This window comes from Kosakonia oryzendophytica (assembly GCF_027886705.1).
GTDB classification, from domain to species: Bacteria; Pseudomonadota; Gammaproteobacteria; order Enterobacterales; family Enterobacteriaceae; genus Kosakonia; species Kosakonia oryzendophytica.
The window spans coordinates 817,272-840,710 of the sequence record NZ_CP115659.1 but is presented as its reverse complement, the minus strand read 5'-3'; the positions used below and the strand labels follow the sequence as shown (position 1 = coordinate 840,710).

At 55.1% G+C, this 23,439-nt stretch carries 25 protein-coding genes; 16 read left to right on the top strand and 9 right to left on the bottom strand.

Annotated features, from left to right (window positions below):
* Nucleotides 1-259 precede the first annotated feature (259 nt).
* Nucleotides 260-2,251 carry a transketolase gene (tkt, locus tag O9K67_RS04070; protein WP_061493224.1) on the bottom strand — a complete coding sequence of 664 codons (1,992 nt, stop codon included), beginning with the start codon at nucleotides 2,249-2,251 and terminating at the stop codon, nucleotides 260-262.
* 276 nt (nucleotides 2,252-2,527) lie between these two features.
* On the opposite strand from tkt, the gene loiP reads away from it, so the two are divergent.
* The gene (gene loiP, locus O9K67_RS04065) at nucleotides 2,528-3,286 is read left to right on the top strand and encodes a metalloprotease LoiP (protein ID WP_061493223.1); all 759 of its coding nucleotides are present in this window, start codon (nucleotides 2,528-2,530) and stop codon (nucleotides 3,284-3,286) included.
* A gap of 70 nt (nucleotides 3,287-3,356) precedes the next feature.
* On the opposite strand, the gene speA is transcribed toward loiP, so the two are convergent.
* The 3 genes from speA to O9K67_RS24810 form a co-directional block, all read right to left on the bottom strand.
* Entirely contained in the window at nucleotides 3,357-5,333 is a 1,977-nt protein-coding gene (gene speA, locus O9K67_RS04060) for a biosynthetic arginine decarboxylase (protein WP_071889861.1), read from the bottom strand.
* A gap of 8 nt (nucleotides 5,334-5,341) precedes the next feature.
* Complete coding sequence (gene yqgB, locus O9K67_RS24725) at nucleotides 5,342-5,482, bottom strand: acid stress response protein YqgB (protein ID WP_408612865.1); 141 nt, start codon at nucleotides 5,480-5,482, stop codon at nucleotides 5,342-5,344.
* Between the two features lie 131 nt (nucleotides 5,483-5,613).
* Entirely contained in the window at nucleotides 5,614-5,760 is a 147-nt protein-coding gene (locus tag O9K67_RS24810) for a hypothetical protein (protein WP_420843407.1), read from the bottom strand.
* A 420-nt stretch (nucleotides 5,761-6,180) separates the two neighbouring features.
* On the opposite strand from O9K67_RS24810, the gene metK reads away from it, so the two are divergent.
* The 8 genes from metK (at nucleotide 6,181) to ruvX (ending at nucleotide 13,392) form a co-directional block, all read left to right on the top strand.
* Complete coding sequence (metK, locus tag O9K67_RS04045; RefSeq protein WP_061493221.1) at nucleotides 6,181-7,335, top strand: methionine adenosyltransferase; 1,155 nt, start codon at nucleotides 6,181-6,183, stop codon at nucleotides 7,333-7,335.
* A gap of 401 nt (nucleotides 7,336-7,736) precedes the next feature.
* Nucleotides 7,737-9,131 carry a sugar porter family MFS transporter gene (locus O9K67_RS04040; protein WP_061493220.1) on the top strand — a complete coding sequence of 465 codons (1,395 nt, stop codon included), beginning with the start codon at nucleotides 7,737-7,739 and terminating at the stop codon, nucleotides 9,129-9,131.
* A 77-nt stretch (nucleotides 9,132-9,208) separates the two neighbouring features.
* The gene (locus tag O9K67_RS04035) at nucleotides 9,209-9,715 is read left to right on the top strand and encodes a SprT family zinc-dependent metalloprotease (protein WP_071889859.1); all 507 of its coding nucleotides are present in this window, start codon (nucleotides 9,209-9,211) and stop codon (nucleotides 9,713-9,715) included.
* 87 nt (nucleotides 9,716-9,802) lie between these two features.
* Nucleotides 9,803-10,501, top strand: coding sequence for a deoxyribonuclease I (endA, locus tag O9K67_RS04030; RefSeq protein WP_061493218.1), 699 nt, complete (start codon nucleotides 9,803-9,805; stop codon nucleotides 10,499-10,501).
* A 96-nt stretch (nucleotides 10,502-10,597) separates the two neighbouring features.
* Entirely contained in the window at nucleotides 10,598-11,329 is a 732-nt protein-coding gene (rsmE, locus tag O9K67_RS04025; protein WP_061493217.1) for a 16S rRNA (uracil(1498)-N(3))-methyltransferase, read from the top strand.
* Between the two features lie 13 nt (nucleotides 11,330-11,342).
* Nucleotides 11,343-12,290, top strand: coding sequence for a glutathione synthase (gene gshB, locus O9K67_RS04020; protein ID WP_061493216.1), 948 nt, complete (start codon nucleotides 11,343-11,345; stop codon nucleotides 12,288-12,290).
* A gap of 122 nt (nucleotides 12,291-12,412) precedes the next feature.
* Entirely contained in the window at nucleotides 12,413-12,976 is a 564-nt protein-coding gene (locus O9K67_RS04015) for a YqgE/AlgH family protein (protein ID WP_061493215.1), read from the top strand.
* On the top strand, nucleotides 12,976-13,392 hold the full coding sequence (gene ruvX, locus O9K67_RS04010) for a Holliday junction resolvase RuvX (protein WP_061493214.1): 417 nt from the start codon (nucleotides 12,976-12,978) through the stop codon (nucleotides 13,390-13,392). Before O9K67_RS04015 ends, ruvX begins: the two co-directional genes overlap by 1 nt.
* Nucleotides 13,393-13,554: 162 nt before the next feature.
* Here the strand turns inward: ruvX and O9K67_RS04005 are convergent, their stop codons facing one another.
* Entirely contained in the window at nucleotides 13,555-14,247 is a 693-nt protein-coding gene (locus tag O9K67_RS04005; protein WP_061493213.1) for an IclR family transcriptional regulator domain-containing protein, read from the bottom strand.
* 67 nt (nucleotides 14,248-14,314) lie between these two features.
* Here O9K67_RS04005 and O9K67_RS04000 point away from each other — a divergent pair, with 67 nt between their 5' ends.
* Nucleotides 14,315-16,576, top strand: coding sequence for an FAD-dependent oxidoreductase (locus O9K67_RS04000; protein ID WP_061493212.1), 2,262 nt, complete (start codon nucleotides 14,315-14,317; stop codon nucleotides 16,574-16,576).
* Here O9K67_RS04000 and O9K67_RS03995 read toward each other — a convergent pair.
* A complete protein-coding gene (locus tag O9K67_RS03995) occupies nucleotides 16,573-17,553 on the bottom strand; it encodes a type IV pilus twitching motility protein PilT (protein WP_061493211.1) in 981 nt (326 codons plus the stop codon). The two genes, O9K67_RS04000 and O9K67_RS03995, sit on opposite strands and share 4 nt — an antisense overlap.
* Nucleotides 17,554-17,570: 17 nt before the next feature.
* On the opposite strand from O9K67_RS03995, the gene O9K67_RS03990 reads away from it, so the two are divergent.
* From O9K67_RS03990 to O9K67_RS03965, 6 genes are all read left to right on the top strand, one after another.
* Nucleotides 17,571-18,275: a YggS family pyridoxal phosphate-dependent enzyme gene (locus tag O9K67_RS03990; RefSeq protein WP_061493210.1), complete on the top strand. Its 705-nt coding sequence runs from the start codon at nucleotides 17,571-17,573 to the stop codon at nucleotides 18,273-18,275.
* 18 nt (nucleotides 18,276-18,293) lie between these two features.
* Nucleotides 18,294-18,860: a YggT family protein gene (locus O9K67_RS03985; RefSeq protein WP_061493209.1), complete on the top strand. Its 567-nt coding sequence runs from the start codon at nucleotides 18,294-18,296 to the stop codon at nucleotides 18,858-18,860.
* The gene (gene yggU / locus O9K67_RS03980; RefSeq protein ID WP_061493208.1) at nucleotides 18,857-19,147 is read left to right on the top strand and encodes a DUF167 family protein YggU; all 291 of its coding nucleotides are present in this window, start codon (nucleotides 18,857-18,859) and stop codon (nucleotides 19,145-19,147) included. Before O9K67_RS03985 ends, yggU begins: the two co-directional genes overlap by 4 nt.
* Before the next feature lie 8 nt (nucleotides 19,148-19,155).
* Nucleotides 19,156-19,749 carry an XTP/dITP diphosphatase gene (locus tag O9K67_RS03975; RefSeq protein ID WP_061493207.1) on the top strand — a complete coding sequence of 198 codons (594 nt, stop codon included), beginning with the start codon at nucleotides 19,156-19,158 and terminating at the stop codon, nucleotides 19,747-19,749.
* The gene (hemW, locus tag O9K67_RS03970; RefSeq protein WP_061493206.1) at nucleotides 19,742-20,878 is read left to right on the top strand and encodes a radical SAM family heme chaperone HemW; all 1,137 of its coding nucleotides are present in this window, start codon (nucleotides 19,742-19,744) and stop codon (nucleotides 20,876-20,878) included. Before O9K67_RS03975 ends, hemW begins: the two co-directional genes overlap by 8 nt.
* Before the next feature lie 74 nt (nucleotides 20,879-20,952).
* The gene (locus tag O9K67_RS03965) at nucleotides 20,953-21,339 is read left to right on the top strand and encodes an endonuclease domain-containing protein (RefSeq protein WP_061493205.1); all 387 of its coding nucleotides are present in this window, start codon (nucleotides 20,953-20,955) and stop codon (nucleotides 21,337-21,339) included.
* Nucleotides 21,340-21,608: 269 nt separating this feature from the next.
* On the opposite strand, the gene O9K67_RS03960 is transcribed toward O9K67_RS03965, so the two are convergent.
* The 3 genes from O9K67_RS03960 to trmB are packed head-to-tail and all read right to left on the bottom strand — an operon-like array spanning nucleotide 21,609 to nucleotide 23,430.
* On the bottom strand, nucleotides 21,609-22,328 hold the full coding sequence (locus O9K67_RS03960; protein ID WP_061493204.1) for a YggN family protein: 720 nt from the start codon (nucleotides 22,326-22,328) through the stop codon (nucleotides 21,609-21,611).
* 56 nt (nucleotides 22,329-22,384) lie between these two features.
* Nucleotides 22,385-22,711 (bottom strand): YggL family protein, encoded by a 327-nt coding sequence (locus O9K67_RS03955; protein ID WP_061493203.1) that lies wholly within the window; start codon nucleotides 22,709-22,711, stop codon nucleotides 22,385-22,387.
* Nucleotides 22,711-23,430 carry a tRNA (guanosine(46)-N7)-methyltransferase TrmB gene (trmB, locus tag O9K67_RS03950; protein ID WP_061493202.1) on the bottom strand — a complete coding sequence of 240 codons (720 nt, stop codon included), beginning with the start codon at nucleotides 23,428-23,430 and terminating at the stop codon, nucleotides 22,711-22,713. The genes O9K67_RS03955 and trmB overlap by 1 nt, the downstream gene beginning before the upstream one ends.
* Nucleotides 23,431-23,439: the final 9 nt, after the last annotated feature.

Sequence of the window (23,439 nt, the reverse complement as noted above, 5' to 3'; positions counted from 1 at the left end):
ATCCTCGCCTGCCTCAAACTGCGTCTGATTGGTCATTTGTCGAACATTTAATCGACTGAAACGCTTCAGCTAGAATAAGCGAAACATGGAATAAAAGGAATGATTGTCCAGACGGTTTCACCAGTAATCTGACTTGCATCACATTTTCACAGGAATAATTGGTACAAGAGCATCGAATGGAAGAATAACAGCCGAAAAAAAACCGGGCGTAATGCCCGGTTGATCTTTAACCTGTGAAGCCGCTATACGGCGACAGGGATTACAGCAGCGCTTTCGCTTTGGCGACCACGTTATCCACGGTGAAGCCAAACTCTTCAAACAGCAGCTCAGCCGGCGCCGACTCACCAAAGGTGGTCATGCCCACTACCGCACCGTTCAGGCCCACGTATTTGTACCAGAAGTCTGCAATGCCGGCTTCAATCGCCACGCGCGCAGAGACGGCTTTCGGCAGGACGGATTCACGGTACGCCGCATCCTGTTTGTCGAACGTATCGGTAGACGGCATAGAGACCACACGCACCTTCACGCCTTCGGCGGTCAGTTTTTCCCACGCCGACACCGCCAACTCTACTTCAGAGCCGGTGGCAATCAGGATCAGTTGCGGTTGACCAGCACACTCTTTCAGTACATAAGCACCGCGGGCAATATCCGCCAGCTGTTGCGCCGTACGCTCCTGCTGCGCCAGGTTCTGACGGGAGAGGATCAACGCAGTCGGGCCATCGGCACGCTCAACGCCATATTTCCACGCTACCGCGGATTCCACCTGGTCACACGGACGCCAGGTGCTGACGTTCGGGGTCAGGCGCAGGGAAGCCACCTGCTCCACCGGCTGGTGAGTCGGACCGTCTTCACCCAGACCGATAGAGTCGTGGGTGTAGACCAGCACCTGACGCTGTTTCATCAGCGCTGCCATACGCACCGCGTTACGGGCATATTCGACGAACATCAGGAAGGTGGAGGTGTACGGCAGGAAACCGCCGTGCAGGGAGATACCGTTGGCAATCGCGGTCATACCGAACTCGCGCACACCGTAATGGATGTAGTTGCCGGCAGTGTCTTCGTTGATGGCTTTCGAACCGGACCAGAGGGTCAGGTTGCTTGGTGCCAGGTCAGCCGAGCCGCCAAGGAATTCTGGCAGCAGCGGGCCAAAAGCTTCGATGGCGTTCTGCGAAGCTTTACGGCTGGCGATTTTCGCCGGATTAGCCTGCAGTTTCTCCACAAAAGCCTGTGCTTTAGCGTCGAAGTCAGAGGGCAGCTCACCCTTCATACGGCGGGTAAATTCGGCAGCTTCCTGCGGGAAGGCTTTCGCGTAAGCCGCGAATTTCTCGTTCCACGCAGCTTCTTTCGCCTGGCCAGCTTCTTTCGCATCCCACTGCGCATAGATGTCAGACGGAATTTCAAAGGCCGGGTGTTTCCAGCCCAGCGCTTCGCGGGTCAGGGCGATTTCTGCATCACCCAGCGGCGCGCCGTGGGAATCATGGGTACCGGCTTTGTTCGGCGAACCGAAACCGATGATGGTTTTGCACATCAGCAGCGACGGTTTGTCCGTCACGCTGCGCGCTTCTTCTACCGCGCGTTTGATAGCGTTTGCATCGTGACCGTCCACCCCGCGCACCACGTGCCAGCCGTAGGCTTCAAAGCGTTTCGCGGTATCGTCGGTGAACCAGCCCTCAACGTGACCGTCGATGGAGATGCCGTTGTCATCGTAGAACGCCACCAGTTTGCCCAGTTTCAGGGTACCGGCCAGCGAGCAGGCTTCATGGGAAATACCTTCCATCATGCAGCCGTCGCCCATAAAGGCGTAAGTGAAGTGGTCAACGATGTCATGACCCGGGCGGTTGAACTGCGCCGCGAGGGTTTTCTCAGCAATCGCCATGCCCACAGCGTTGGCAATGCCCTGCCCCAGCGGACCGGTGGTAGTTTCTACGCCAGCGGTGTAGCCCACTTCCGGGTGACCCGGCGTTTTGGAATGTAGCTGGCGGAAGTTCTGCAGCTCGGACATCGGCAGATCGTAACCGGTGAGGTGCAGCAGGCTGTAAATCAGCATCGAGCCGTGACCGTTGGACAGCACAAAGCGGTCGCGGTCAGCCCAGGCCGGATTCGTCGGGTTATGGTTCAGAAAATCACGCCACAGGACTTCGGCAATGTCAGCCATCCCCATCGGGGCTCCCGGGTGACCGGATTTGGCTTTCTGTACCGCGTCCATGCTCAGCGCACGAATAGCATTGGCAAGCTCTTTACGTGAGGACATTTTGACTCCAGATCGGACGATTAAGGGCTGTGCCCGTAACGACTTGACGACAGCGCGTTTTGGGCTACGCCGGAAAAAAGTGCCAACAATGTAACCCAAGCGGCTGGTCATGTACATGGAACATCCTTTTGCCTGTTCAGAAATCTCCGGAAGCTGCCTGCTTGTTGCGCAATCTCCTCGCTCGCCTTTCCTGCTCTTATTTATACTTACGCTGCCACCGGTTCGCATAACCCCGGTGCATAATCAGAAATGACTCACCATTGCGGAAGATGACACATGAAAATTCGCCCAGCATTACTTGCTCTGGGAATGACAACCCTGCTCGCCGGTTGCCAGAATATGGACTCCGGCGGTTTTCTCAGCTCGGGAGCGGAAGCTTTCCAGGCTTACACCCTGAGTGATGCTCAGGTTAAAGCACTGAGCGACGATGCCTGTAAACAAATGGACAGTAAGGCCAGCATTGCGCCAGCCAGCAGCCCGTACAGCCAGCGTCTGAGCAAAATAGCCGCCGCCCTCGGCGACAATATCAACGGCCAACCGGTGAACTATAAGGTTTACGTGGCGAAGGATGTGAACGCCTTTGCGATGGCCAACGGCTGCATTCGCGTCTACAGCGCACTAATGGACATGATGACCGACAACGAAGTCGAAGCGGTGATTGGTCACGAAATGGGTCACGTTGCGCTGGGGCATGTGAAAAAAGGTATGCAGGTTGCGCTCGGGACCAATGCATTACGCGCGGCAGCGGCGTCCGCGGGCGGTATTGTCGGCAGCTTGTCACAATCGCAGCTTGGCGCACTGGGCGAACAACTGGTGAATTCACAGTTCTCCCAGCGCCAGGAATCCGAAGCGGATGACTACTCTTACGATTTGTTGCGCAAACGCGGCATCAATCCGTCAGGGCTGGCGACCAGTTTTGAAAAACTGGCGAAAATGGAAGAGGGTCGTCAGAGTTCAATGTTTGACGATCACCCGGCCTCTGCCGAGCGTGCGCAACACATTCGTGATCGTATGGCAGCAGACGGTATTAAATAACGCAACAGGGAGGCAATAGGCCTCCCTGTTTTTACGCAGTGTGTGGACAATCACCTGTCACTGGAAAATCTTATTCATCTTCCAGATAGGTGTAGCCGTACAGTCCGGCTTCAAACTCTTCGAGGAACTGCTGCTGCAGCGCATCTTCGAGCCCGGTCTGTTTAACCTGATCGCGGAACTGCGTCAGCAGAGTGTTCGGATCGAGCTGCACATACTGCAACATATCCGCGACGGTGTCGCCTTCATCAGAAAGCTCCACTTCCACGCTGCCATCCGGGAAAACAAACACATCAACCGCTTCGGTATCACCGAACAGATTATGCATATTCCCGAGGATCTCCTGGTACGCGCCAACCATAAAGAAGCCCAGCATCGGCGGGTTCTCCGGGTCGTATTCCGGCATCGGCATCGTGGTGGCGATCCCGTCGCCATCCACATAGTGATCGATAGCACCGTCGGAGTCACAGGTAATATCCAGCAGTACCGCACGGCGTTCCGGTGCATGATTCAGCCCTTCCAGCGGCAACACCGGGAAGAGTTGATCGATCCCCCAGGCATCCGGCATCGACTGGAACAGCGAGAAGTTGACGTACATTTTGTCCGCCATACGCTCCTGCAATTCATCGATAATCGGACGATGTGCACGGTTGCTCGGATCCAGCTGTTTCTGCACTTCATGACACATATTCAGATAGAGCTGCTCAGCCCAGGCGCGCTCTTGCAGGCTGTAAGCGCCAGAAGAGTAACCGACATGGATATCGTGCAAATCCATCTGGCTGTCATGCAACCATTCACGCAGCGAACGGCGTGTGCCAGGCTCATGCATCTCCTGCCAGGTTTCCCACATACTTTGTAACGCACGCGGCGCATCGTCAGCCGGGGCTGTTGCCTGCGTATATTCGTTGCGTTCCACACCGATAATATTGGACACCAGCACTGTGTGGTGCGCAGTCACGGCGCGACCAGATTCCGTGATCACCGTCGGATGCGGCAAACCATGCTCTTCACACGCATCGCCAATCGCCCAAATGATGTTATTGGCATATTCGTTCAGGCCATAGTTCACCGAACAGTCTGACTGCGAACGTGTACCTTCATAGTCCACGCCTAACCCGCCGCCAACGTCGAAGCACTGGATATTCACGCCCAGTTTATGCAGTTCAACGTAAAAACGCGCGGATTCACGCACGCCTGTCGCGATATCGCGGATGTTTGCCATCTGCGAACCAAGGTGAAAGTGCAGCAGTTGAATGCTGTCCAGACGCCCGCGCTCGCGCAGAATTTCCACCAGTTGCAGAACTTGGGTGGCCGCCAGACCAAATTTAGATTTCTCGCCGCCGGAAGATTGCCATTTACCGGAGCCTTGCGACGCCAGACGCGCACGCACACCAAGACGCGGCACCACGTTCAGACGCTCCGCTTCTTCCAGTACGATGGCGATTTCGGTCATTTTCTCAATCACCAGATAGACCTTGTGGCCCATCTTCTCGCCAATCAGCGCCAGGCGAATGTATTCGCGGTCTTTATAGCCGTTACACACGATCACCGAGCGGGTCATCCCCGCATGCGCCAGTACGGCCATCAGCTCCGCTTTGGAACCGGCTTCCAGCCCCAGCGGTTCGCCGGAATGGATCAGCGACTCAATCACACGCCGGTGCTGGTTCACCTTGATCGGATAGACGAGGAAATAGTCGCCATTGTAACCGTAGGATTCACGCGCACGTTTAAAGGCGGCGTTAATCGAGCGCAGGCGATGTTGCAGGATCTGCGGGAAACAGAACAGCGCTGGCAGGCGCTGCCCTTGCGCTTCGCGCGCTTTCACCAGTTGCGCCAGGTCAACGCGGGCTTCCGGTACATCCGGATCCGGGCAAACACTGATATGCCCCAGTTCATTGACGTCGTAGTAATTATTACCCCACCACGCAATGTTATATGTACGTAGCATCTTGCTGGCTTCCTGGGAGCTCATCGCCACCTCCTGCATGGAACGTAATACACCGTGTTCGCCTGCTGACGAAGGCGAAACCGAAGACATGTCGTCAGACATAGCGAACCTCAACATAAAAAAGTGTATACCCTGTTGGTTTCACCGCGCCCGCAGGCCGCAGAGTAAAACGCAACGGATACAAAACAGTTGACTACTATCGCAGTGACATATAGCGATAACAACCCATAAACAGCCTGAATGCTCAGCATGTCATGCTGAAGCGCCGGCTGTGCGACCGGTTTCTTGTTCATATCATTGTAAAACACGTTCCGAACTTAAGTATGACAGTCCGGCGAAACCACGAGAAAACTCCTGATTTATCAGGAGAGCCCTTGTTCAGTTATCGCAACGCCTTACCGGCTCTGGAGTCCTGAGAAGCGCCGAAATGGGTATAACATCGGCTGGTTTGCAGATTAGAAATGCAGGTAGTGGGGAGTAAACATGCGTCAGAACGACGCAACAGTTTTTGCGGAAAACAACGGTTCATTATCTCGTATCACCTCCACGCAAGCCTTTTACAACCCGCGACAAGCCAAAGCCATTAAATTCACTGCTTAACCCGGCTGGAAGTGGCGACACAGCGTTTTTGCCGTGCGCTTTTTTAAGTGAGCCGCGCGCGGCGTTTTATACCGACAACGAGGTGAAAATGCAAAATAAAAAAGCTGTGTTTGACGCATTGCCAGGAAAATTTTCCGTCACTATTTGTGACAAGAAGTGGTGAACATCAAAAAGCGCTGGCAATAGAGTCAGGAAGTACCTTAGAATAGCCATCCAGATGTTAATCCGTCTATATTGATTAACACTCAGACTTTTGCGTCATAACCTGCAGTCCCCGCGGCGCCACCGCGAAGGCATATCCGGACGCAGAATTCGAGCTAACCGTATTACTCCAGGGTGAAAACAACATATGGCAAAACACCTTTTTACGTCCGAGTCCGTCTCCGAAGGGCATCCTGACAAAATCGCTGACCAAATTTCCGACGCCGTGCTGGATGCGATCCTCGAGCAGGATCCGAAAGCACGCGTTGCGTGTGAAACTTACGTCAAAACCGGCATGGTGCTGGTGGGTGGTGAAATTACCACCAGCGCATGGGTTGATATCGAAGAGATCACCCGTAATACCGTCCGTGAAATTGGCTATGTGCATTCCGACATGGGCTTTGACGCCAATTCTTGCGCCGTACTGAGTGCGATTGGTAAGCAATCTCCGGATATCAACCAGGGCGTTGACCGCGCCGATCCGCTGGAACAAGGTGCGGGCGACCAGGGGCTGATGTTTGGTTACGCAACCAACGAAACCGATGTACTGATGCCTGCACCGATCACCTATGCACACCGTCTGGTTGAGCGTCAGGCTGAAGTGCGTAAAAACGGCACCCTGCCGTGGCTGCGCCCGGATGCGAAAAGCCAGGTCACGTTCCAATATGAAGACGGTAAAATTGCCGGTATCGATGCCGTTGTGCTGTCCACACAGCATGCAGAGAATATCGACCAGAAATCCCTGCAAGAAGCGGTGATGGAAGAGATCATCAAGCCGATTCTGCCGTCTGAGTGGCTAAATGAGTCCACCAAATTCTTTATCAACCCGACAGGCCGTTTCGTTATCGGTGGCCCGATGGGCGACTGTGGTCTGACCGGACGTAAAATTATCGTTGATACCTACGGCGGCATGGCGCGTCATGGCGGCGGCGCATTCTCCGGTAAGGATCCGTCTAAAGTTGACCGTTCTGCCGCTTACGCTGCGCGTTACGTCGCGAAAAACATCGTTGCTGCGGGCCTGGCTGACCGCTGTGAGATCCAGGTCTCCTATGCTATCGGCGTGGCAGAACCGACCTCTATCATGGTAGAAACCTTCGGTACCGAGAAAATCGCCAGCGAGCAGTTGACCCTGCTGGTGCGCGAATTCTTCGATCTGCGTCCGTATGGTCTGATCCAGATGCTGGATCTGCTGCACCCGATCTACAAACAAACCGCTGCATACGGTCACTTTGGTCGCGAAACCTTCCCGTGGGAAAAAACCGACAAAGCTGATGCGCTGCGTGAAGCTGCCGGTCTGAAATAATCCTCTGGCAATGTCTTTTTAAGGCCAGCCCCGTGCTGGCCTTTTTTATATTCTCCGCCCTTCATCCCAACATATTTTTTCTCAATGCCAGTGCCCACTTAGCGTGAGGGAGTTTCGCATGAAAGCGATTACATCAAACCGCTTCGGTAAAAAATCAGAATTCTCTCTTTGAAAAGCAGCAAACTGATGACTGTTACATAATGCTTCGGTTTAGTCTGAAATCACGTCAACCACCTCACATTCTCTCTTCAGTAATTCTATAATATTTATGACTTTTATTTACATTACATCCTTGATTGTAATGTAACCGATTACACTCATGTGATGATAGTCACATATTTTTGCGTATTCCTGACCTACCTTTGACACCGATAAAACCAATGACATCAATGGAGGGCATAATGCCTGACACGAAAAAACAGGGGCGTTCAAACAAGGCAATGACCTTCTTTGTCTGTTTCCTCGCAGCACTGGCAGGATTGCTTTTTGGCCTGGATATTGGCGTGATCGCGGGTGCGCTGCCCTTTATCACAGATGATTTTCAAATTAGCTCACACACCCAGGAATGGGTGGTGAGTTCGATGATGTTCGGTGCCGCCGTAGGCGCTGTCGGCAGCGGATGGCTCTCCTGGCGCCTCGGCCGTAAAAAAAGCCTGATGATCGGCGCCGTACTTTTTGTGATCGGCTCGCTCTGCTCCGCCGCTGCCCCGAACGTTGACGTGCTGATTATTTCTCGTGTGGTGCTGGGCCTTGCCGTGGGCGTAGCGTCCTACACTGCACCGCTCTATCTGTCGGAAATTGCCCCGGAAAAAATCCGCGGCAGCATGATCTCCATGTATCAGTTGATGATCACCATCGGTATTCTCGGTGCTTATCTTTCCGATACGGCGTTCAGCTACAGCGGTGAATGGCGCTGGATGCTGGGGGTGATCATTATTCCGGCTATCCTGCTGTTGATTGGCGTCTTTTTCCTACCAGACAGCCCACGCTGGTTTGCCGCGAAGCGCCGTTTCCACGATGCAGAACGTGTGCTGTTGCGCTTGCGCGACACCAGCGCTGAAGCGAAAAATGAGCTCGAAGAGATCCGCGAAAGCCTGCAAGTGAAACAGACCGGCTGGGCGCTGTTCAGAGAGAACAGCAATTTCCGCCGCGCCGTGTTTCTTGGCGTGTTGCTGCAGGTGATGCAACAGTTCACCGGGATGAACGTCATCATGTACTACGCGCCAAAAATTTTCGAACTGGCGGGCTATACCAATACCACCGAGCAGATGTGGGGCACGGTGATTGTCGGTCTCACTAACGTACTGGCGACGTTTATTGCTATCGGTCTTGTGGATCGTTGGGGACGTAAACCGACGCTGGTGCTGGGCTTCCTGGTGATGGCGGCGGGGATGGGCATCCTTGGCACCATGCTGCATCTGGGCATTCACTCCCCGTCGGCACAGTACTTCGCGGTCGCTATGCTGCTGATGTTCATCATTGGTTTCGCCATGAGCGCGGGGCCGTTGATTTGGGTGCTGTGTTCCGAAATCCAGCCGCTGAAAGGCCGCGATTTTGGTATCACCTGCTCAACGGCCACCAACTGGATTGCCAATATGATCGTCGGCGCGACGTTCCTGACCATGCTCAATTCGCTGGGCAACGCCAACACCTTCTGGGTGTATAGCGCGCTGAATGTGCTGTTTATCGTCCTGACGCTGTGGCTGGTGCCAGAAACCAAACATGTTTCGCTGGAGCATATCGAGCGCAACCTGATGCGCGGTCGCCCATTGCGCGAAATTGGTTCCCACAACTAGCCCTGAAGGCTTCCTCCCCGGAGGAAGCCTTCCCTTCCCCTTGCACTCCCGCTTCGCCCATCCTATGCTCTGCAACTATGAAAACACCCCGCCTTCCCATTGCCACGCAACAAGCCGTCATGCGCAGCCTGCGAGAAAAACTCGCCCAGGCAAACCAAAAACTGGGGCGCAATTACCCGGAACCTAAACTGATTTATCAACAGCGCGGCACGGCCGCCGGTACCGCCTGGCTGGCGGATTACGAAATCCGGCTTAATCCGGTGTTATTACTGGAAAATGAACAGGCATTTATTGACGAGGTGGTTCCTCACGAACTGGCGCATCTGCTGGTGTGGAAACACTTTGGCCGTGTCGCGCCTCATGGCAAAGAGTGGAAATGGATGATGGAGAGCGTATTGGGCGTCCCCGCCAGACGCACTCATCAATTCGAGCTGGAATCCGTACGGCGCAATACTTTTCCCTACCGCTGCAAATGCCAGCAGCATCAGTTAACCGTGCGCAGACATAACCGGGTGGTACGTGGCGAAGCGGTTTACCGTTGTGTTCGCTGCGGCGAGCCGCTGATTGCCGACGCGAGTAACTGAATCCATTAAGAAGTTTTCTGCTCTTACTGATTGCATCAGGCAACGCCTTCCGTTACGTTGCGGACTCGTTTTGACAGGGAGTTCGCCATGTTTCGTCTTTTCTCACTTTTATTGACTCTTATTGCCGTTCCTGCACTCGCCGCAGACGGGATCAACAGTTTTGCCCAAGCCAAAGCAGCAGGCGTTAAAGTGAACGCCGATGCGCCAGGGGACTTCTACTGCGGGTGTAAAATTAACTGGCAGGGGAAAAAAGGCGTGGTTGATCTCGCCTCCTGCGGCTATCAAGTGCGGAAGAACGAAAATCGCGCCAGCCGTATCGAGTGGGAGCATGTCATGCCCGCCTGGCAGTTCGGCCACCAGCGCCAGTGCTGGCAGGATGGTGGACGGCAGAACTGCGCGAAAGATCCGGTGTACCGCAAAATCGAAAGCGATATGCATAACCTGCAACCCGCCGTAGGCGAGGTGAACGGCGATCGCGGCAATTTTATGTACAGTCAGTGGAACGGTGGTGAAGGTCAGTACGGCCAGTGCAGCATGAAAATCGATTTCAAAGCCAAACTCGCCGAACCGCCGGCCCGCGCCCGCGGCGCGATTGCCCGCACCTATTTCTATATGCGCGATCAGTATCAAATTTCGCTTTCACGCCAGCAAACGCAGTTGTTTACCGCCTGGGATAAACAGTACCCGGTGACCGACTGGGAGTGCGAACGCGATGCACGCATCGCCAACGTACAGGGTAACCATAATCCGTATGTGCAGCGCGCTTGCATGGCGCGAAAGAGCTAACCTACACTAGCGGCAATTATTTATTTGCAGGCGCGCCCCTCCCCTTCAATGGCGGAGGGGATAGACCGCGCCGCCCCACACATGGAATTTCATACTATGCGCATTCCCCGCATTCATCATCCGGAACGCATCCTGCCTGGCTGCGAAATCGCACTCAGTGAAGACGCAGCCAACCATGTCGGTCGCGTGCTGCGTATGGGGCCAGGCCAGGCGCTTCAGTTATTTGATGGTTCGAACCAGGTCTTCGAGGCGGAAATCGTCCATGCGGACAAAAAAAGCGTGCGGGTGAATGTGCTTCGCGGCGAGTTGGACGATCGGGAATCGCCGGTGCATATCCACCTCGGACAGGTGATGTCCCGCGGGGAAAAAATGGAATTCACCATCCAGAAATCCATTGAGCTTGGGGTAAGCCTCATTACGCCACTTTTTTCTGAACGCTGCGGCGTTAAACTGGATGCTGAACGCCTGAGCAAAAAGCTTCAGCAGTGGCAGAAGATTGCCATTGCCGCTTGCGAGCAATGCGGACGTAACCGCGTTCCGGAAATCCGCCCGGCAATGGATCTGGAAGCCTGGTGCGCCGAAGAGGATACCGGCCTGAAGCTGAACCTGCATCCGCGCGCCAGCCAAAGTATCAATACCCTGCCGTTGCCAGTGGAACGTGTGCGGCTGCTGATTGGTCCGGAGGGCGGGTTAACCGCCGATGAGATTGCCATGACCGCGCGCTATCAGTTCACGGATATTTTGTTAGGGCCACGCGTACTACGCACAGAGACCACGGCGCTTACCGCCATCACCGCGCTTCAGGTACGCTTTGGCGACCTGGGTTGAGAGGAGAAGCAAAATGATTAAGCTCGGCATCGTGATGGATCCCATCGCAGACATTAACATTAAAAAAGACACCAGCTTCGCCATGCTGCTGGAAGCACAGCGCCGCGGCTATGAGCTGCACTATATGGAAATGGCCGATCTCTACCTGATCAATGGCGAAGCCCGCGCACGCACCCGTAAGCTTTCCGTCGAGCAAAACTACGACAAATGGTACGAATTTGGCAGCGAGCAGGATATTCCGCTCGCCGATCTGGGTACCATTCTGATGCGCAAGGATCCGCCGTTCGATACCGAATATATTTACGCGACCTATATCCTTGAACGTGCTGAAGAGAAAGGCACGCTGATCGTCAACAAACCGCAGAGTCTGCGTGACTGTAACGAAAAACTGTTCACCGCCTGGTTCGCGGAATTAACTCCGGAAACGCTGGTTACCCGCAACAAAGCGCAGTTGAAAGCGTTCTGGCAGAAACACGGCGACATTATTCTCAAACCGCTGGATGGGATGGGCGGCACCTCGATTTTCCGCGTGAAAGAAGGCGATCCAAACCTGTCGGTGATTGCCGAAACCCTGACCGAACTGGGCAATCGTTACTGCATGGCGCAGAACTATCTGCCGGCCATTAAAGATGGCGATAAACGCGTGCTGGTTGTGGATGGCGAGCCAGTACCTTACTGCCTGGCGCGCATCCCGCAAGGTGGTGAAACCCGTGGCAACCTGGCGGCCGGCGGTCGCGGCGAACCTCGCCCACTGAGCGAAAGCGACTGGGCGATTGCCCGTAAAGTCGCCCCGACGCTGAAAGCAAAAGGGCTGATTTTTGTCGGCCTGGATATTATCGGCGATCGTCTGACTGAAATTAACGTCACCAGCCCGACCTGCGTACGTGAAATTGAAGCTGAATTCCCGATCTCGATCACCGGCATGCTGATGGACGCCATCGAGAAACGTCTGGGAAAATAAGCCTCAATGCTCCGGATACGGGAAGGAACCCGTATCCTGCCAGGTTTGGCTAGTGACAGCATTCTGCTTTCACCGCATACTAGACTGTCGCTTTTTTGAACCAGGAAACAGAACCTCTGACAATGAATTTACAGCATCACTTTCTTATTGCCATGCCTGCTCTTCAGGATCCCCTCTTCCGGCGCTCCGTGGTTTATATTTGCGAGTACAACGATGAAGGCGCAATGGGGCTTGTTATCAACAAGCCGCTGGAAAACCTGAAAGTAGATGGTGTGCTGGAAAAACTCAAAATCCAGCCAGAGTCTCGCGATCCGTCGATCCGTCTGGATAAACCGGTGCTGCTCGGCGGCCCGCTGGCGGAAGATCGTGGTTTTATACTGCACACGCCACCCGCCAGTTTCGCCTCCAGCATCCGTGTCTCTGACAACACCGTCGTGACCACCTCGCGTGATGTCCTTGAAACACTGGGCACAGCAGAGCAGCCAAGTGAAGTGCTGGTCGCGTTGGGCTATTCATCCTGGGAAAAAGGGCAACTGGAGCAGGAGATCCTCGATAATGCGTGGCTGACCGCCCCGGCGGATCTTAATATTTTGTTTAAAACGCCTATTGCCGATCGCTGGCGTGAAGCGGCAAAACTTATCGGCATTGATATCTCCACCATGCCGGGTGTTGCGGGGCACGCCTGATGAGTGGAACGCTGTTAGCCTTTGATTTTGGTACTAAAAGCATTGGCGTAGCCATTGGGCAGCGCATTACTGGCACCGCCAGGGCGCTGACCGCACTGAAAGCGCAGGACGGCACACCGAACTGGAGCGCCATCGAAAAGCTGTTAAAAGAGTGGCAACCTGAAGCAGTGATCGTCGGTTTACCGCTAAATATGGACGGCACAGAGCAGCCGCTGACGGCCAGAGCGCGTAACTTTGCCAATAAGATACATGGCCGTTTCGGCGTGCAGATCAAACTGCATGATGAACGGCTCAGCACCGTCGAAGCCCGTTCAGGGCTGTTTGAGCGTGGGGGATTTCGCGCCCTCAATAAAGGCAGTGTGGATTCCGCTTCCGCCGTCATCATCCTCGAAAGCTGGTTCGAACAGAACCTCTGATCCTCTCAGGGGCGGATTCCGCCGTCGATAACGTTTTCCCCCTCATCAAGCCGCGCATCAGCCGCGGCTTTCTGCCGATCGTGCTCACAAATTTAGCCCGTATTTTTTGCATTTCCATCAGTGTTTCTATAAAAGAAACATATCAAACAGTGTGAGTGGCGATCAGGGCTTTTCCGTCAGACGATTCACCAGAGAGTGAAGTTCCTCCAGGCGCGTTTCCACCACAGCTTCGTTTATCTGCCACATTCCGGCAAACGCCAGTGCGGCAGAGTGAGCGCCGAGAGGCTGCGCCATAGAAATTTCACCATCGTCATGGCGCCAGACAACATGCCCCTGCTCGCGCTGCTGAGCAACGTGTGGGCCAAGTTGCCGCCATTGCTCATCGGTAAAGCGTTTTTGCAAATCGTCATCGCTTTCCGCCGCCAGCAGTGACATGCCAATCACGGATTGCCAGGCAGGGAGCATATGGAAACCGGCCAGCGCCTGGCTAACCTGGCTACCGGGTTCGGAGTGATAGATGTAAATAACCTGGTCCTCCCACAGCACGGCCATTGCGACCACGATATCTTTCGGGGCGTAGCGTTCTAACAAGGGGAGTGCATGGGAGAACAGCGCCGATCCGCGAATAGCCTGGGCGGCCAGTGCGTGAATACCAGGGCCTGGTAGATAGCGTCGTTGAGCATCCTGCATGGTCAGGCCGATAGAGGCCATGGTCATCAATAACCGGTTTACGCGGGTGGTGTTGATCCCCATCAGGCGCGCCAGCTCGCGACAGCCAATAGCACGGCCGCTGGACACCAGGTACTGCAGGCAGCGAATACCGTCGATCAGGCTTTGGTTCGGTTGTGAAGACATAGCAGGGTTCGCTTCTCAGGTTGCTCAAAGAGTCGATTTTACCGCCAGTAAAGAAGGATACAAGGTTATGAAAATCTTTCCCCAATCCGCCGCCAGATGTTTTCCGACACAATACCTGCATGCCGACCTGCTGGTCGCAGGCGGCGGACTGGCAGGGCTATGCGCGGCCCTCGCCGCCGCACGTGACGGCTTACAGGTTGTACTGATCCAGGACCGGCCGGTGCTGGGCGGCAATGCCTCCAGTGAGGTTCGCCTGTGGGCCAATGGTGCGACTTCGCATATGGGAAATAATAACCGCTGGGCGCGCGAAGGAGGCATTATGGGCGAAATCATGGAGGAGAACCTCTGGCGTAACAAAGAGGGTAACCCGGTAATGTTCGACCTGGTGCTGCTGGATCTGGCGAAAACTCAGCAAGGTCTCACGCTTTTGCTGAATACAGCCGTCTACGAGGTGGAAAAAGAGCAGCAGCGCATCACGCAGGTCAGCGCCTTTAACCCGATTAACGAAACGTTTTATATCGTCAGCGCAGAACAGTTTTGCGATGCCACGGGCGATGGCGTGCTGGGTTTTCTTGCCGGGGCAGAATATCGGGAGGGTGCAGAAGATGCGGATGAGTTGGATGAAAAGATGGCACCAGGCGATAACTTTGGTCATAAACTGGGTCACTCGATTTATTTCTATACCAAACAAACAGCTGGCCCGGTCAATTTCATCCCGCCGTCTTTTGCGCTGAAAGACATTACCGACATCCCGCGTTACAAACGCCTCACCTCAACCCTTAACGGCTGCGATCTCTGGTGGCTGGAATGGGGCGGACGTCTCGATACCGTGCATGAAAGTGAAGAGATCAAATGGGAGCTATGGAAAATCGTCTGGGGCGTTTGGGATCATATTAAGAATTCGGGTCAGTTTCCTGAGGCTGAGAATATGACCATTGAGTGGGTCGGCGCGATCCCCGGCAAACGGGAAAGCCGCCGCTTTATGGGCGACCACCTGCTCTGCCAGCAGGACATTATTGAGCAACGGGATCACTATGACGCCGTTGCCTACGGCGGCTGGTCTATTGATTTACACCCGGCGGATGGCGTCTACAGCACCCATGACGGCTGCCGTCAGTTCCACAGTAAAGGTACTTACACTATTCCATTTCGTAGCCTTTACAGCCGCACGCTGGGTAATTTGCTGCTAACCGGACGGTTGATTTCCGCCTCTCATGTGGCCTTTGGCAGTGCACGCGTAATGTGCACCTGCGGTCTGCTGGGCGAAGTGGTTGGCCGCGCCGCCGCCCTGTGCAAGACGCATAATCTCACTCCGAGGGAACTGGCCAGGCCAGAGCATGTCACCGCGCTACAGCAGCAGTTGCAGCGTAATGGCTGCTACATTCCGCGTCACTGGCTGAGCGATCCGGCACAGGGTGCGACGGTCAGCGCTAGCAGTGAGTACCAACTCACGGAGCTTGCACCGAATGGTCAATGGCAGCCGCTGGCGGAACGGATGGCGCTGCTGCTACCGGTGCAGGCAGGCGCATCATTGCCGAAGATTACGCTGCACCTGCGCTCCACTACCCCGCAGCAACTGGCGGTATCGCTTTTGGGCAGCAAACGCGCCGGGAATTTCACACCGGACGAGCAGTATGATGAGTGCATACTGCAACTTTCGCCTGGCGAAGGTGAGTATGCACTAACGTTTAACTGGCAAAGCGCCCGTGACCAGTACCTGTTCCTCGCTTTTGACGCCCGGGATAGCGTGGAGATCGCCTTGACCGACACGCATCTGCCTGGAATGATGACGGTGTTTAACAGTCTGAATGCCCGCGTGGCGAAGCATACTCGCCAGGTAGCGGACGGTGATTACGGCGTGGACGAGTTCGACTTCTGGTTACCGCGCCGTCATCCGCAACAGATCATGCCCGCCCTGCAAGTCAGCCAGCCGTTGGCATACTGGGGGGCGCAAAATGTTCTGAATGGCCGCCTGCGCCCTGAGCAGCAAATCAATGCCTGGAGCCCGGCTGCAAATGACAATACGCCTGAAATCATCTGGCGCTGGCCTACGCCGCAGTCCCTGAAACAGCTAACGCTGGTGCAGGACAACGACTTCGACAACGCCATGGAGTCGGTACAAATGGGTCACCCTTATGCTGTAACGCCGCACTGCATTACACACTACCGCTTGTGGGCCGATGATCGGTTGCTGGCTGAGGTTAAAGCGAATCACCACTCCGTGTGTCAGCACTGTCTGGACGAACCGCTCACGGTGACAAGCATCCGGTTAGAGATCCTCGCCACAGCAGGTGCACTCCCGGCGATTTACTCTCTGAACGTAAGCTAAAGCCGCCCCGCCTGTTCGCGCTGCTGCCGGCTTTGCGCAAATGTCAGCATCCCCGCTTGCTGCCCGGTTTGCATTACGCCGGGCAGTTGGTGAGTCTTGCCTTCACGGATCAAGTTCGCCGATGCAGAGGTATTCACCAACAGTTCAAACAGCGCGACCCGCCCCGCCTGTTTATCGGCTTCCAGTTTTTGCGCCAGCACTGCCAGTAAACTCCCGGCAAGCTGGCTGCGCACCGGGTCTTTTTCCTGCGCCGGGAAAGCATCCACCAGCCGCTCCACGGCCTGTGCCGCACCGCGCGTATGCAGCGTCGCCAGCACCAGATGCCCGGTCTCCGCTGCTGTTAACGCCAGCCGGATCGTCTCACTGTCGCGCAACTCACCAAGCAGGATCACATCCGGATCCTCACGCAATGCCGCGCGCAACCCGCTGGCAAATGACCGGCAGTGCAGACCAACCTCCCGCTGCTGGATTAAGCACCGCTCGCTGGTATGTACAAACTCAATCGGATCTTCCAGCGTCACGATATGCCCGTCCATGCGTTGATTAAGGTGATTTACCATTGCAGCAAGCGTTGTTGATTTACCGCTGCCAGTAGCACCGGTCACCAGAATCAAACCATGCTCCTGCGCGAGCAACCCGGTAAGCGCCTGGGGCGCATCAAGTTCGTTGAGCTGCGGGCAGCGTTGCGGTAATAACCGCAGCGCCAGGGAGACACCGTCATGACGGGCAAACGCCCCGGCGCGCAAACGCAGACCGCTGGCAGTGGTGAGTGCAAAATCCACCTGCCCTTGCTCTCGCCACTGGTTTTGCAGCATTTCGCTAAGATGCCTGTTCATGAGTGCAGCGATGTCCGGACAGGGAAAAGGCGCAGGCTCCAGCCGCCCTTGTTGCCGCCAGCGTGGAGAACGCCCACTGCACAGGTGTAGATCCGAGACGTTATGCTTTACACTAAGCTCCACTATTTTTTCTATATCCATATAGCCACCCTGGAATCATGAACGATATCGCGCATAACCTGGCACATGTCCGGGACAAAATCTCCGCTGCGGCGACGAACTGCGGCCGTGCTCCAGAGGAAGTTGTTTTACTTGCCGTGAGCAAAACCAAACCTGCGAGCGCCATCGCAGAGGCTATTGACGCCGGGCAACGTGCCTTTGGCGAAAACTATGTTCAGGAAGGGGTGGATAAAATCCGCCATTTTCAGGAAGCTGGCGTTGAAGGTCTGCAATGGCACTTTATCGGTCCATTACAGTCCAATAAAAGTCGTCTGGTTGCCGAGCATTTTGACTGGTGCCATACCGTCGATCGGCTGCGTATTGCCAGTCGGTTAAGTGAGCAGCGTCCGGCAACGCTTGCACCACTGAACGTGCTGATTCAAATCAACATCAGCGACGAGCAGAGCAAATCCGGCATCGCGCTCAGCGAGTTGGATGCGCTGGCGGCGCAGGTTGTGGAATTACCGGGCATCCGCCTGCGCGGGTTGATGGCAATTCCTGCGCCGGAAACGGAGTATCAGCGACAGTTTGCCGTCGCGCAGCAAATGGCGGTAGCATTTGAGACGCTGAAAACCCGCTATCCAACGGTGGATACGCTGTCGTTGGGCATGACAGACGATATGGCCGCCGCCATTGCGGCTGGCAGTACCATGGTGCGCATCGGAACGGCCATTTTTGGTGCGCGCGATTACACAAAAAATTAAGGAAAACTGAGGAACGCCATGAAGACGTTGACTTTCCTGCTCTCGACGGTCATTGAACTCTATACGATGGTTCTGCTGTTGCGCGTCTGGATGCAGTGGGCTCGCTGCGATTTTTACAATCCGTTTTCGCAGTTCGTGGTGAAAGCCACGCAGCCGATTGTCGGGCCGCTGCGCCGCATTCTGCCGTCGCTTGGGCCGATTGACAGCGCATCGCTGTTGATAGCCTTTGTTCTGAGCTTTATCAAAGCGATCATGATGTTTATGGTGGTGACCTTCCAGCCGATTATCTGGATCTCCGCCCTGCTGATTTTACTGAAAACCGTCGGCCTGATGATTTTCTGGGTATTGCTGGTGATGGCGATTATGAGCTGGATCAGCCAGGGACGTAGCCCGGTGGAATACGCGTTAATGCAGTTGACCGAACCGTTGCTGCGCCCAATCCGTAACCTGCTGCCGGCAATGGGCGGGATCGATTTCTCGCCAATGGTGCTGGTGCTGCTACTGTATGTCATCAATATGGGGGTTGCCGAAGTGCTGCAATCCACAGGCAATATCTTGCTTGCAGGGGTGTGGATGGCGCCATGAGTGCCGTGCTCGTTTGCGAAGACGGGCTGATTTTGCGGCTGTACATTCAGCCGAAAGCCAGCCGGGACAGTATCATCGGGTTGCATGGCGACGAACTGAAGGTCGCCATCACCGCCCCGCCAGTGGACGGCCAGGCCAATGCTCACCTGGTTAAATATCTCGCAAAGCAGTTCCGCGTAGCCAAAAACCAGGTCGTGATTGAAAAAGGCGAACTGGGCCGCCACAAACACATTAAAATCACTCATCCGCAACAGATCCCGACGGAAGTCGCGGCGCTGATAAATTAGGATCCGCTATGCAAAAAGTTGTCCTCGCTACCGGTAATGCCGGTAAAGTGCGCGAGCTTGCCTCGCTGCTCAATGATTTCGGCCTTGATGTGGTAGCGCAAACCACACTGGGCGTAGACTCAGCAGAAGAAACCGGGCTGACGTTTATTGAAAACGCGATCCTGAAAGCCCGCCACGCGGCACAACTTACTGGCTTACCGGCCATTGCCGATGACTCCGGGTTGGCGGTTGACGCACTTGGCGGCGCGCCGGGTATCTATTCCGCACGCTATTCCGGTGTTGACGCCAGCGATCAGATGAACCTCGAAAAGCTCCTTGAAGCCCTGAAAGATGTCCCGGATGCTCAACGTCAGGCACAATTTCACTGTGTACTGGTTTATATGCGCCATGCAGAGGATCCGACTCCGCTGGTGTGCCACGGTACCTGGCCGGGCGTTATTGCCCGCCAGCCTGAGGGTAACGGCGGTTTTGGCTACGATCCGGTGTTCTTTGTCCCTTCCGAGGGCAAAACCGCTGCGGAACTGACCCGCGAAGAAAAAAGCGCCATTTCCCACCGTGGACAGGCGTTGAAACTGTTACTGGAAGCATTACGTAATGGCTGATTTGCCACCTCTGAGCCTTTATATTCACATTCCCTGGTGCGTGCAGAAATGCCCGTACTGCGATTTCAATTCCCATGCGCTCAAAGGGGAAGTCCCGCACGATGACTATGTGCAGCATCTGCTGTGCGATCTGGATGCCGATGTTCCCCTGGCGCAGGGGCGAGAAATAAAGACCATTTTTATTGGCGGCGGCACGCCGAGCCTGTTGTCCGGCCCGGCGATGCAAACGTTGCTGGATGGCGTGCGTGCCAGGCTTCCGCTGGCTGCCGATGCGGAAATCACCATGGAGGCCAATCCTGGCACCGTCGAAGCGAATCGCTTCGTCGACTACCAGCGCGCTGGTGTCAACCGTATCTCCATTGGTGTGCAGAGCTTTAGCGAAACCAAACTCCAGCGCCTTGGACGTATCCACGGCCCGGAAGAAGCCAAACGGACGGCGCACCTGGCCTGTGGGCTGGGATTGCGCAGCTTTAATCTCGATTTAATGCACGGTTTACCGGATCAGTCGCTGGAAGAGGCGCTGGACGATCTGCGCCAGGCCATTGCGCTTAACCCGCCGCACCTCTCCTGGTATCAGCTTACCATCGAGCCCAATACGCTATTTGGCTCTCGCCCGCCGGTCCTGCCGGATGACGATGCGCTGTGGGATATTTTTGAGCAAGGCCATCAGATTCTCACTGCTGCCGGGTATCAGCAATATGAAACCTCGGCCTATGCCAAACCGGGTTATCAGTGCGAGCACAATCTCAATTACTGGCGTTTTGGCGACTATCTGGGCATTGGCTGCGGCGCGCACGGCAAAGTGACCTTCCCGGACGGGCGCATTCTGCGAACCGCGAAGACGCGCCATCCCCGCGGTTATATGCAGGGAAACTATCTGGATAAGCAGCACGACGTGGAAACAGCGGACAAACCGTTCGAGTTCTTTATGAACCGTTTCCGCCTGCTTGAGCCCGCACCGCGCGCTGAGTTCTCTCGTTATACCGGCTTAAGCGAAAGTACGATCCGTGCCCAGTTGGATCGCGCGCTGGCGCTCAATTATCTGACCGAGTGTGATGACTACTGGCAGATAACCGAGCACGGCAAGCTGTTTTTAAACTCGCTACTTGAGCTTTTCCTTGCTGAGTAATCTCTCTGGAAAACGGTTCGCAAAACGCTCATCACGTTCTGTTAGCGCAAGGAGAGCGCTGACAGAATGGCGGGGTGGAAAAGATCACCCATGCCCGCGCCCTTCGCAAAGCATTAACGCCACAGGAGCGCCAACTGTGGCGACAATTACGTAGCCGTCGTTTTGCCTGTTATAAGTTCCGTCGCCAGCATCCGATTGGCCCGTGGATCGTCGATTTCGCGTGCTGCGAGGCTCGTCTGGTTATTGAACTGGATGGTGGGCAACATGAAGAACAACGTGGATACGATAACCGCAGAACACGCTGGCTGGAAGCTGAGGGCTGGAAGGTGCTGCGTTTCTGGAATAATGAGCTGGCGAGGAATGAGGAAGGGGTGATGATGAGAATTCTGGACGTATTGCAGGTGCTTTTACCCTCACCCCGGCCCTCTCCCTGGAAGGGAGAGGGAGAAAAACAGCGCTGACAGCCCGTCCCCAGGCAGAAAATCCGCACCTGACGGTCCCCTCTTCCCCCCGAGAGAAAAACCTGCACCAGACAGTCCCTCTCCCCTTTGGGGAAAAACCCGCACCAGACAGTCCCTCTCCCCTTTGGGGAGAAACCCGCACCAGACAGTCCCCTCTCCCCTTTGGGGAAAAACCCGCACCAGACAGTCTCCTCTATCCTCGGGGGAGAAAATCGGCACCAAATAGTCCCCTCTCCCCTTTGGGGAGAGGGTTAGGGTGAGGGGAAAGATTACTTCAGACCCGCTGTTAACGCTTTGCGGCTCTCTTCCAACGACACCACACGCTGGCACACATCTTTGCCAAATTGCTGGAAATCCGCTTCCTGGTTATTCCACTCATTCTGGATAGCAGTCTGTAAACCACCAAGGCTACCCAACACACCCTGTAATGGATTACCGCCGCCTTTTAGCACCGCTTTGGCACCCATCTCATTAATACTGTCCTGCAAAATACCGCCCATCGCCTGATTCACCAGTTGCTGACCGTTGGCACGCACCTCATCAATCGCTTTATAGTGGAACGTGAGCCCGTCACTACGGTGCTCAATAATGCGATTCATCTGCTCTTTCAGTTGCGCGTCCAGTTTGGTCAGACGACTGCGCATGCTGCTGCTCTCGCCAACTTCTTTAACGATGATTTTATCCAGTGCCGTACGGCCTTTCTCCACACGGCTGCGTGCGCCTTCATCAATCCACGGCAGCGCATGACGCAGATCGGCCTGATAATCTTTCGCCTGTTCACGCTGAGCAGCACTCAGCGAAGGCTGCTTACCGTTGAACATGACATTGCCATCCGGCGTAATCACCAGATTGCCGTTCTCCCCTTTTACCTGCACGGATTGCGGGCTGAGGATCACATCGTCACGTGGGGTCACGCTACATTGATAATCCGCCTGAGCGGCAAAAGCGGTAAACACCAGCGTTGCCGCTAGCAGCGTTTTGCGCATCATAAAAAAACTCCTGTAGAGACAAAACGGGCCAGCTAATGCTGGCCCCTTATGCATGCTTAGTCCCACCAAACGTCGAAAAGTTCGCTGATGCGCACCTCATCCAGTTTGCGGTCCTCAAGCCATTTACGCACGATGGCCTGGTGCTCTTCGGTGCACTTGCCCACTTCTTGCAGACAAATCAGCCCGTCCCAGGCCAGGTAACCGCTGCCGTCAAACGCCAGTTTGTTCGGCTCAATCACTTCCTGAATAAAATCATCGACGGTTTTATCGATTTGCTCTTCACTGGTGCCTTCCGGGAAACGCCACGCGACGGAGAAACCCAGTTCCTGGAATTCGTCGATATGCATTTTTTTACGCAAGCGACGGCTGCGGTTTGTTGCCATTATTTCACCCTCTCGAACATTAAGTCCCATACGCCGTGACCAAGACGATGGCCACGCTGTTCAAATTTCGTCACCGGGCGCGACTCGGGGCGCGGCACATAATCACTCGTCGCCGACAGGTTTTTATACCCATCAATAGAAGACATGACCTCGAGCATATGTTGCGCATAGGCTTCCCAATCGGTCGCCATATGAAACACGCCGCCGGGTTTCAGCTTACTTTTCACCAGTTCAGCAAACGGTACCTGAACGATGCGGCGTTTATTATGACGCGCTTTATGCCACGGGTCAGGAAAAAAGAGCTGCACCATATTTAACGAATTGTCAGGGATCATTTTGTGCAGCACTTCTACCGCGTCATGGCACATCACCCGCAGGTTTTCCACGCCCTCTTCGTGAGCGGAAGAGAGGCACGCGCCAACGCCCGGCGAATGCACTTCAATACCGAGGAAATTCTGCTCCGGGCGGATTTTCGCCATCTCCACCAGCGAAGCGCCCATGCCGAAACCGATCTCCAACGTCACCGGCGCGGTGCGGCCAAACAGCGCGGCAAAATCCAGCGGCTGTTCAGTGAACTCAACGCCCATCACCGGCCAGTAGTTTTCCAGCGCGTGCTGCTGCCCTTTAGTCAGGCGGCCCTGGCGACGGACAAAGCTGCGAATTCGGCGCAGCGGGCGACCGTTTTCATCAAATTCCGGTGAAATGACGTCGTTATTCATAAAGTTTTC

Coding starts and splice junctions, on each gene's coding strand:
- O9K67_RS04035 (WP_071889859.1), top strand. CDS start 9,209: ATGAAAACACCCCGCCTTCCCATTGCCACGCAACAAGCCGTCATGCGC.
- speA (WP_071889861.1), bottom strand. CDS start 5,333: ATGTCTGACGACATGTCTTCGGTTTCGCCTTCGTCAGCAGGCGAACAC.
- gshB (WP_061493216.1), top strand. CDS start 11,343: ATGATTAAGCTCGGCATCGTGATGGATCCCATCGCAGACATTAACATT.
- O9K67_RS03960 (WP_061493204.1), bottom strand. CDS start 22,328: ATGATGCGCAAAACGCTGCTAGCGGCAACGCTGGTGTTTACCGCTTTT.
- O9K67_RS04015 (WP_061493215.1), top strand. CDS start 12,413: ATGAATTTACAGCATCACTTTCTTATTGCCATGCCTGCTCTTCAGGAT.
- O9K67_RS03985 (WP_061493209.1), top strand. CDS start 18,294: ATGAAGACGTTGACTTTCCTGCTCTCGACGGTCATTGAACTCTATACG.
- O9K67_RS03955 (WP_061493203.1), bottom strand. CDS start 22,711: ATGGCAACAAACCGCAGCCGTCGCTTGCGTAAAAAAATGCATATCGAC.
- hemW (WP_061493206.1), top strand. CDS start 19,742: ATGGCTGATTTGCCACCTCTGAGCCTTTATATTCACATTCCCTGGTGC.
- O9K67_RS24810 (WP_420843407.1), bottom strand. CDS start 5,760: ATGAACCGTTGTTTTCCGCAAAAACTGTTGCGTCGTTCTGACGCATGT.
- rsmE (WP_061493217.1), top strand. CDS start 10,598: ATGCGCATTCCCCGCATTCATCATCCGGAACGCATCCTGCCTGGCTGC.
- endA (WP_061493218.1), top strand. CDS start 9,803: ATGTTTCGTCTTTTCTCACTTTTATTGACTCTTATTGCCGTTCCTGCA.
- trmB (WP_061493202.1), bottom strand. CDS start 23,430: ATGAATAACGACGTCATTTCACCGGAATTTGATGAAAACGGTCGCCCG.
- metK (WP_061493221.1), top strand. CDS start 6,181: ATGGCAAAACACCTTTTTACGTCCGAGTCCGTCTCCGAAGGGCATCCT.
- O9K67_RS04000 (WP_061493212.1), top strand. CDS start 14,315: ATGAAAATCTTTCCCCAATCCGCCGCCAGATGTTTTCCGACACAATAC.
- ruvX (WP_061493214.1), top strand. CDS start 12,976: ATGAGTGGAACGCTGTTAGCCTTTGATTTTGGTACTAAAAGCATTGGC.
- tkt (WP_061493224.1), bottom strand. CDS start 2,251: ATGTCCTCACGTAAAGAGCTTGCCAATGCTATTCGTGCGCTGAGCATG.
- yggU (WP_061493208.1), top strand. CDS start 18,857: ATGAGTGCCGTGCTCGTTTGCGAAGACGGGCTGATTTTGCGGCTGTAC.
- O9K67_RS04005 (WP_061493213.1), bottom strand. CDS start 14,247: ATGTCTTCACAACCGAACCAAAGCCTGATCGACGGTATTCGCTGCCTG.
- O9K67_RS03975 (WP_061493207.1), top strand. CDS start 19,156: ATGCAAAAAGTTGTCCTCGCTACCGGTAATGCCGGTAAAGTGCGCGAG.
- O9K67_RS03995 (WP_061493211.1), bottom strand. CDS start 17,553: ATGGATATAGAAAAAATAGTGGAGCTTAGTGTAAAGCATAACGTCTCG.
- O9K67_RS03990 (WP_061493210.1), top strand. CDS start 17,571: ATGAACGATATCGCGCATAACCTGGCACATGTCCGGGACAAAATCTCC.
- loiP (WP_061493223.1), top strand. CDS start 2,528: ATGAAAATTCGCCCAGCATTACTTGCTCTGGGAATGACAACCCTGCTC.
- O9K67_RS04040 (WP_061493220.1), top strand. CDS start 7,737: ATGCCTGACACGAAAAAACAGGGGCGTTCAAACAAGGCAATGACCTTC.
- yqgB (WP_408612865.1), bottom strand. CDS start 5,482: ATGCTGAGCATTCAGGCTGTTTATGGGTTGTTATCGCTATATGTCACT.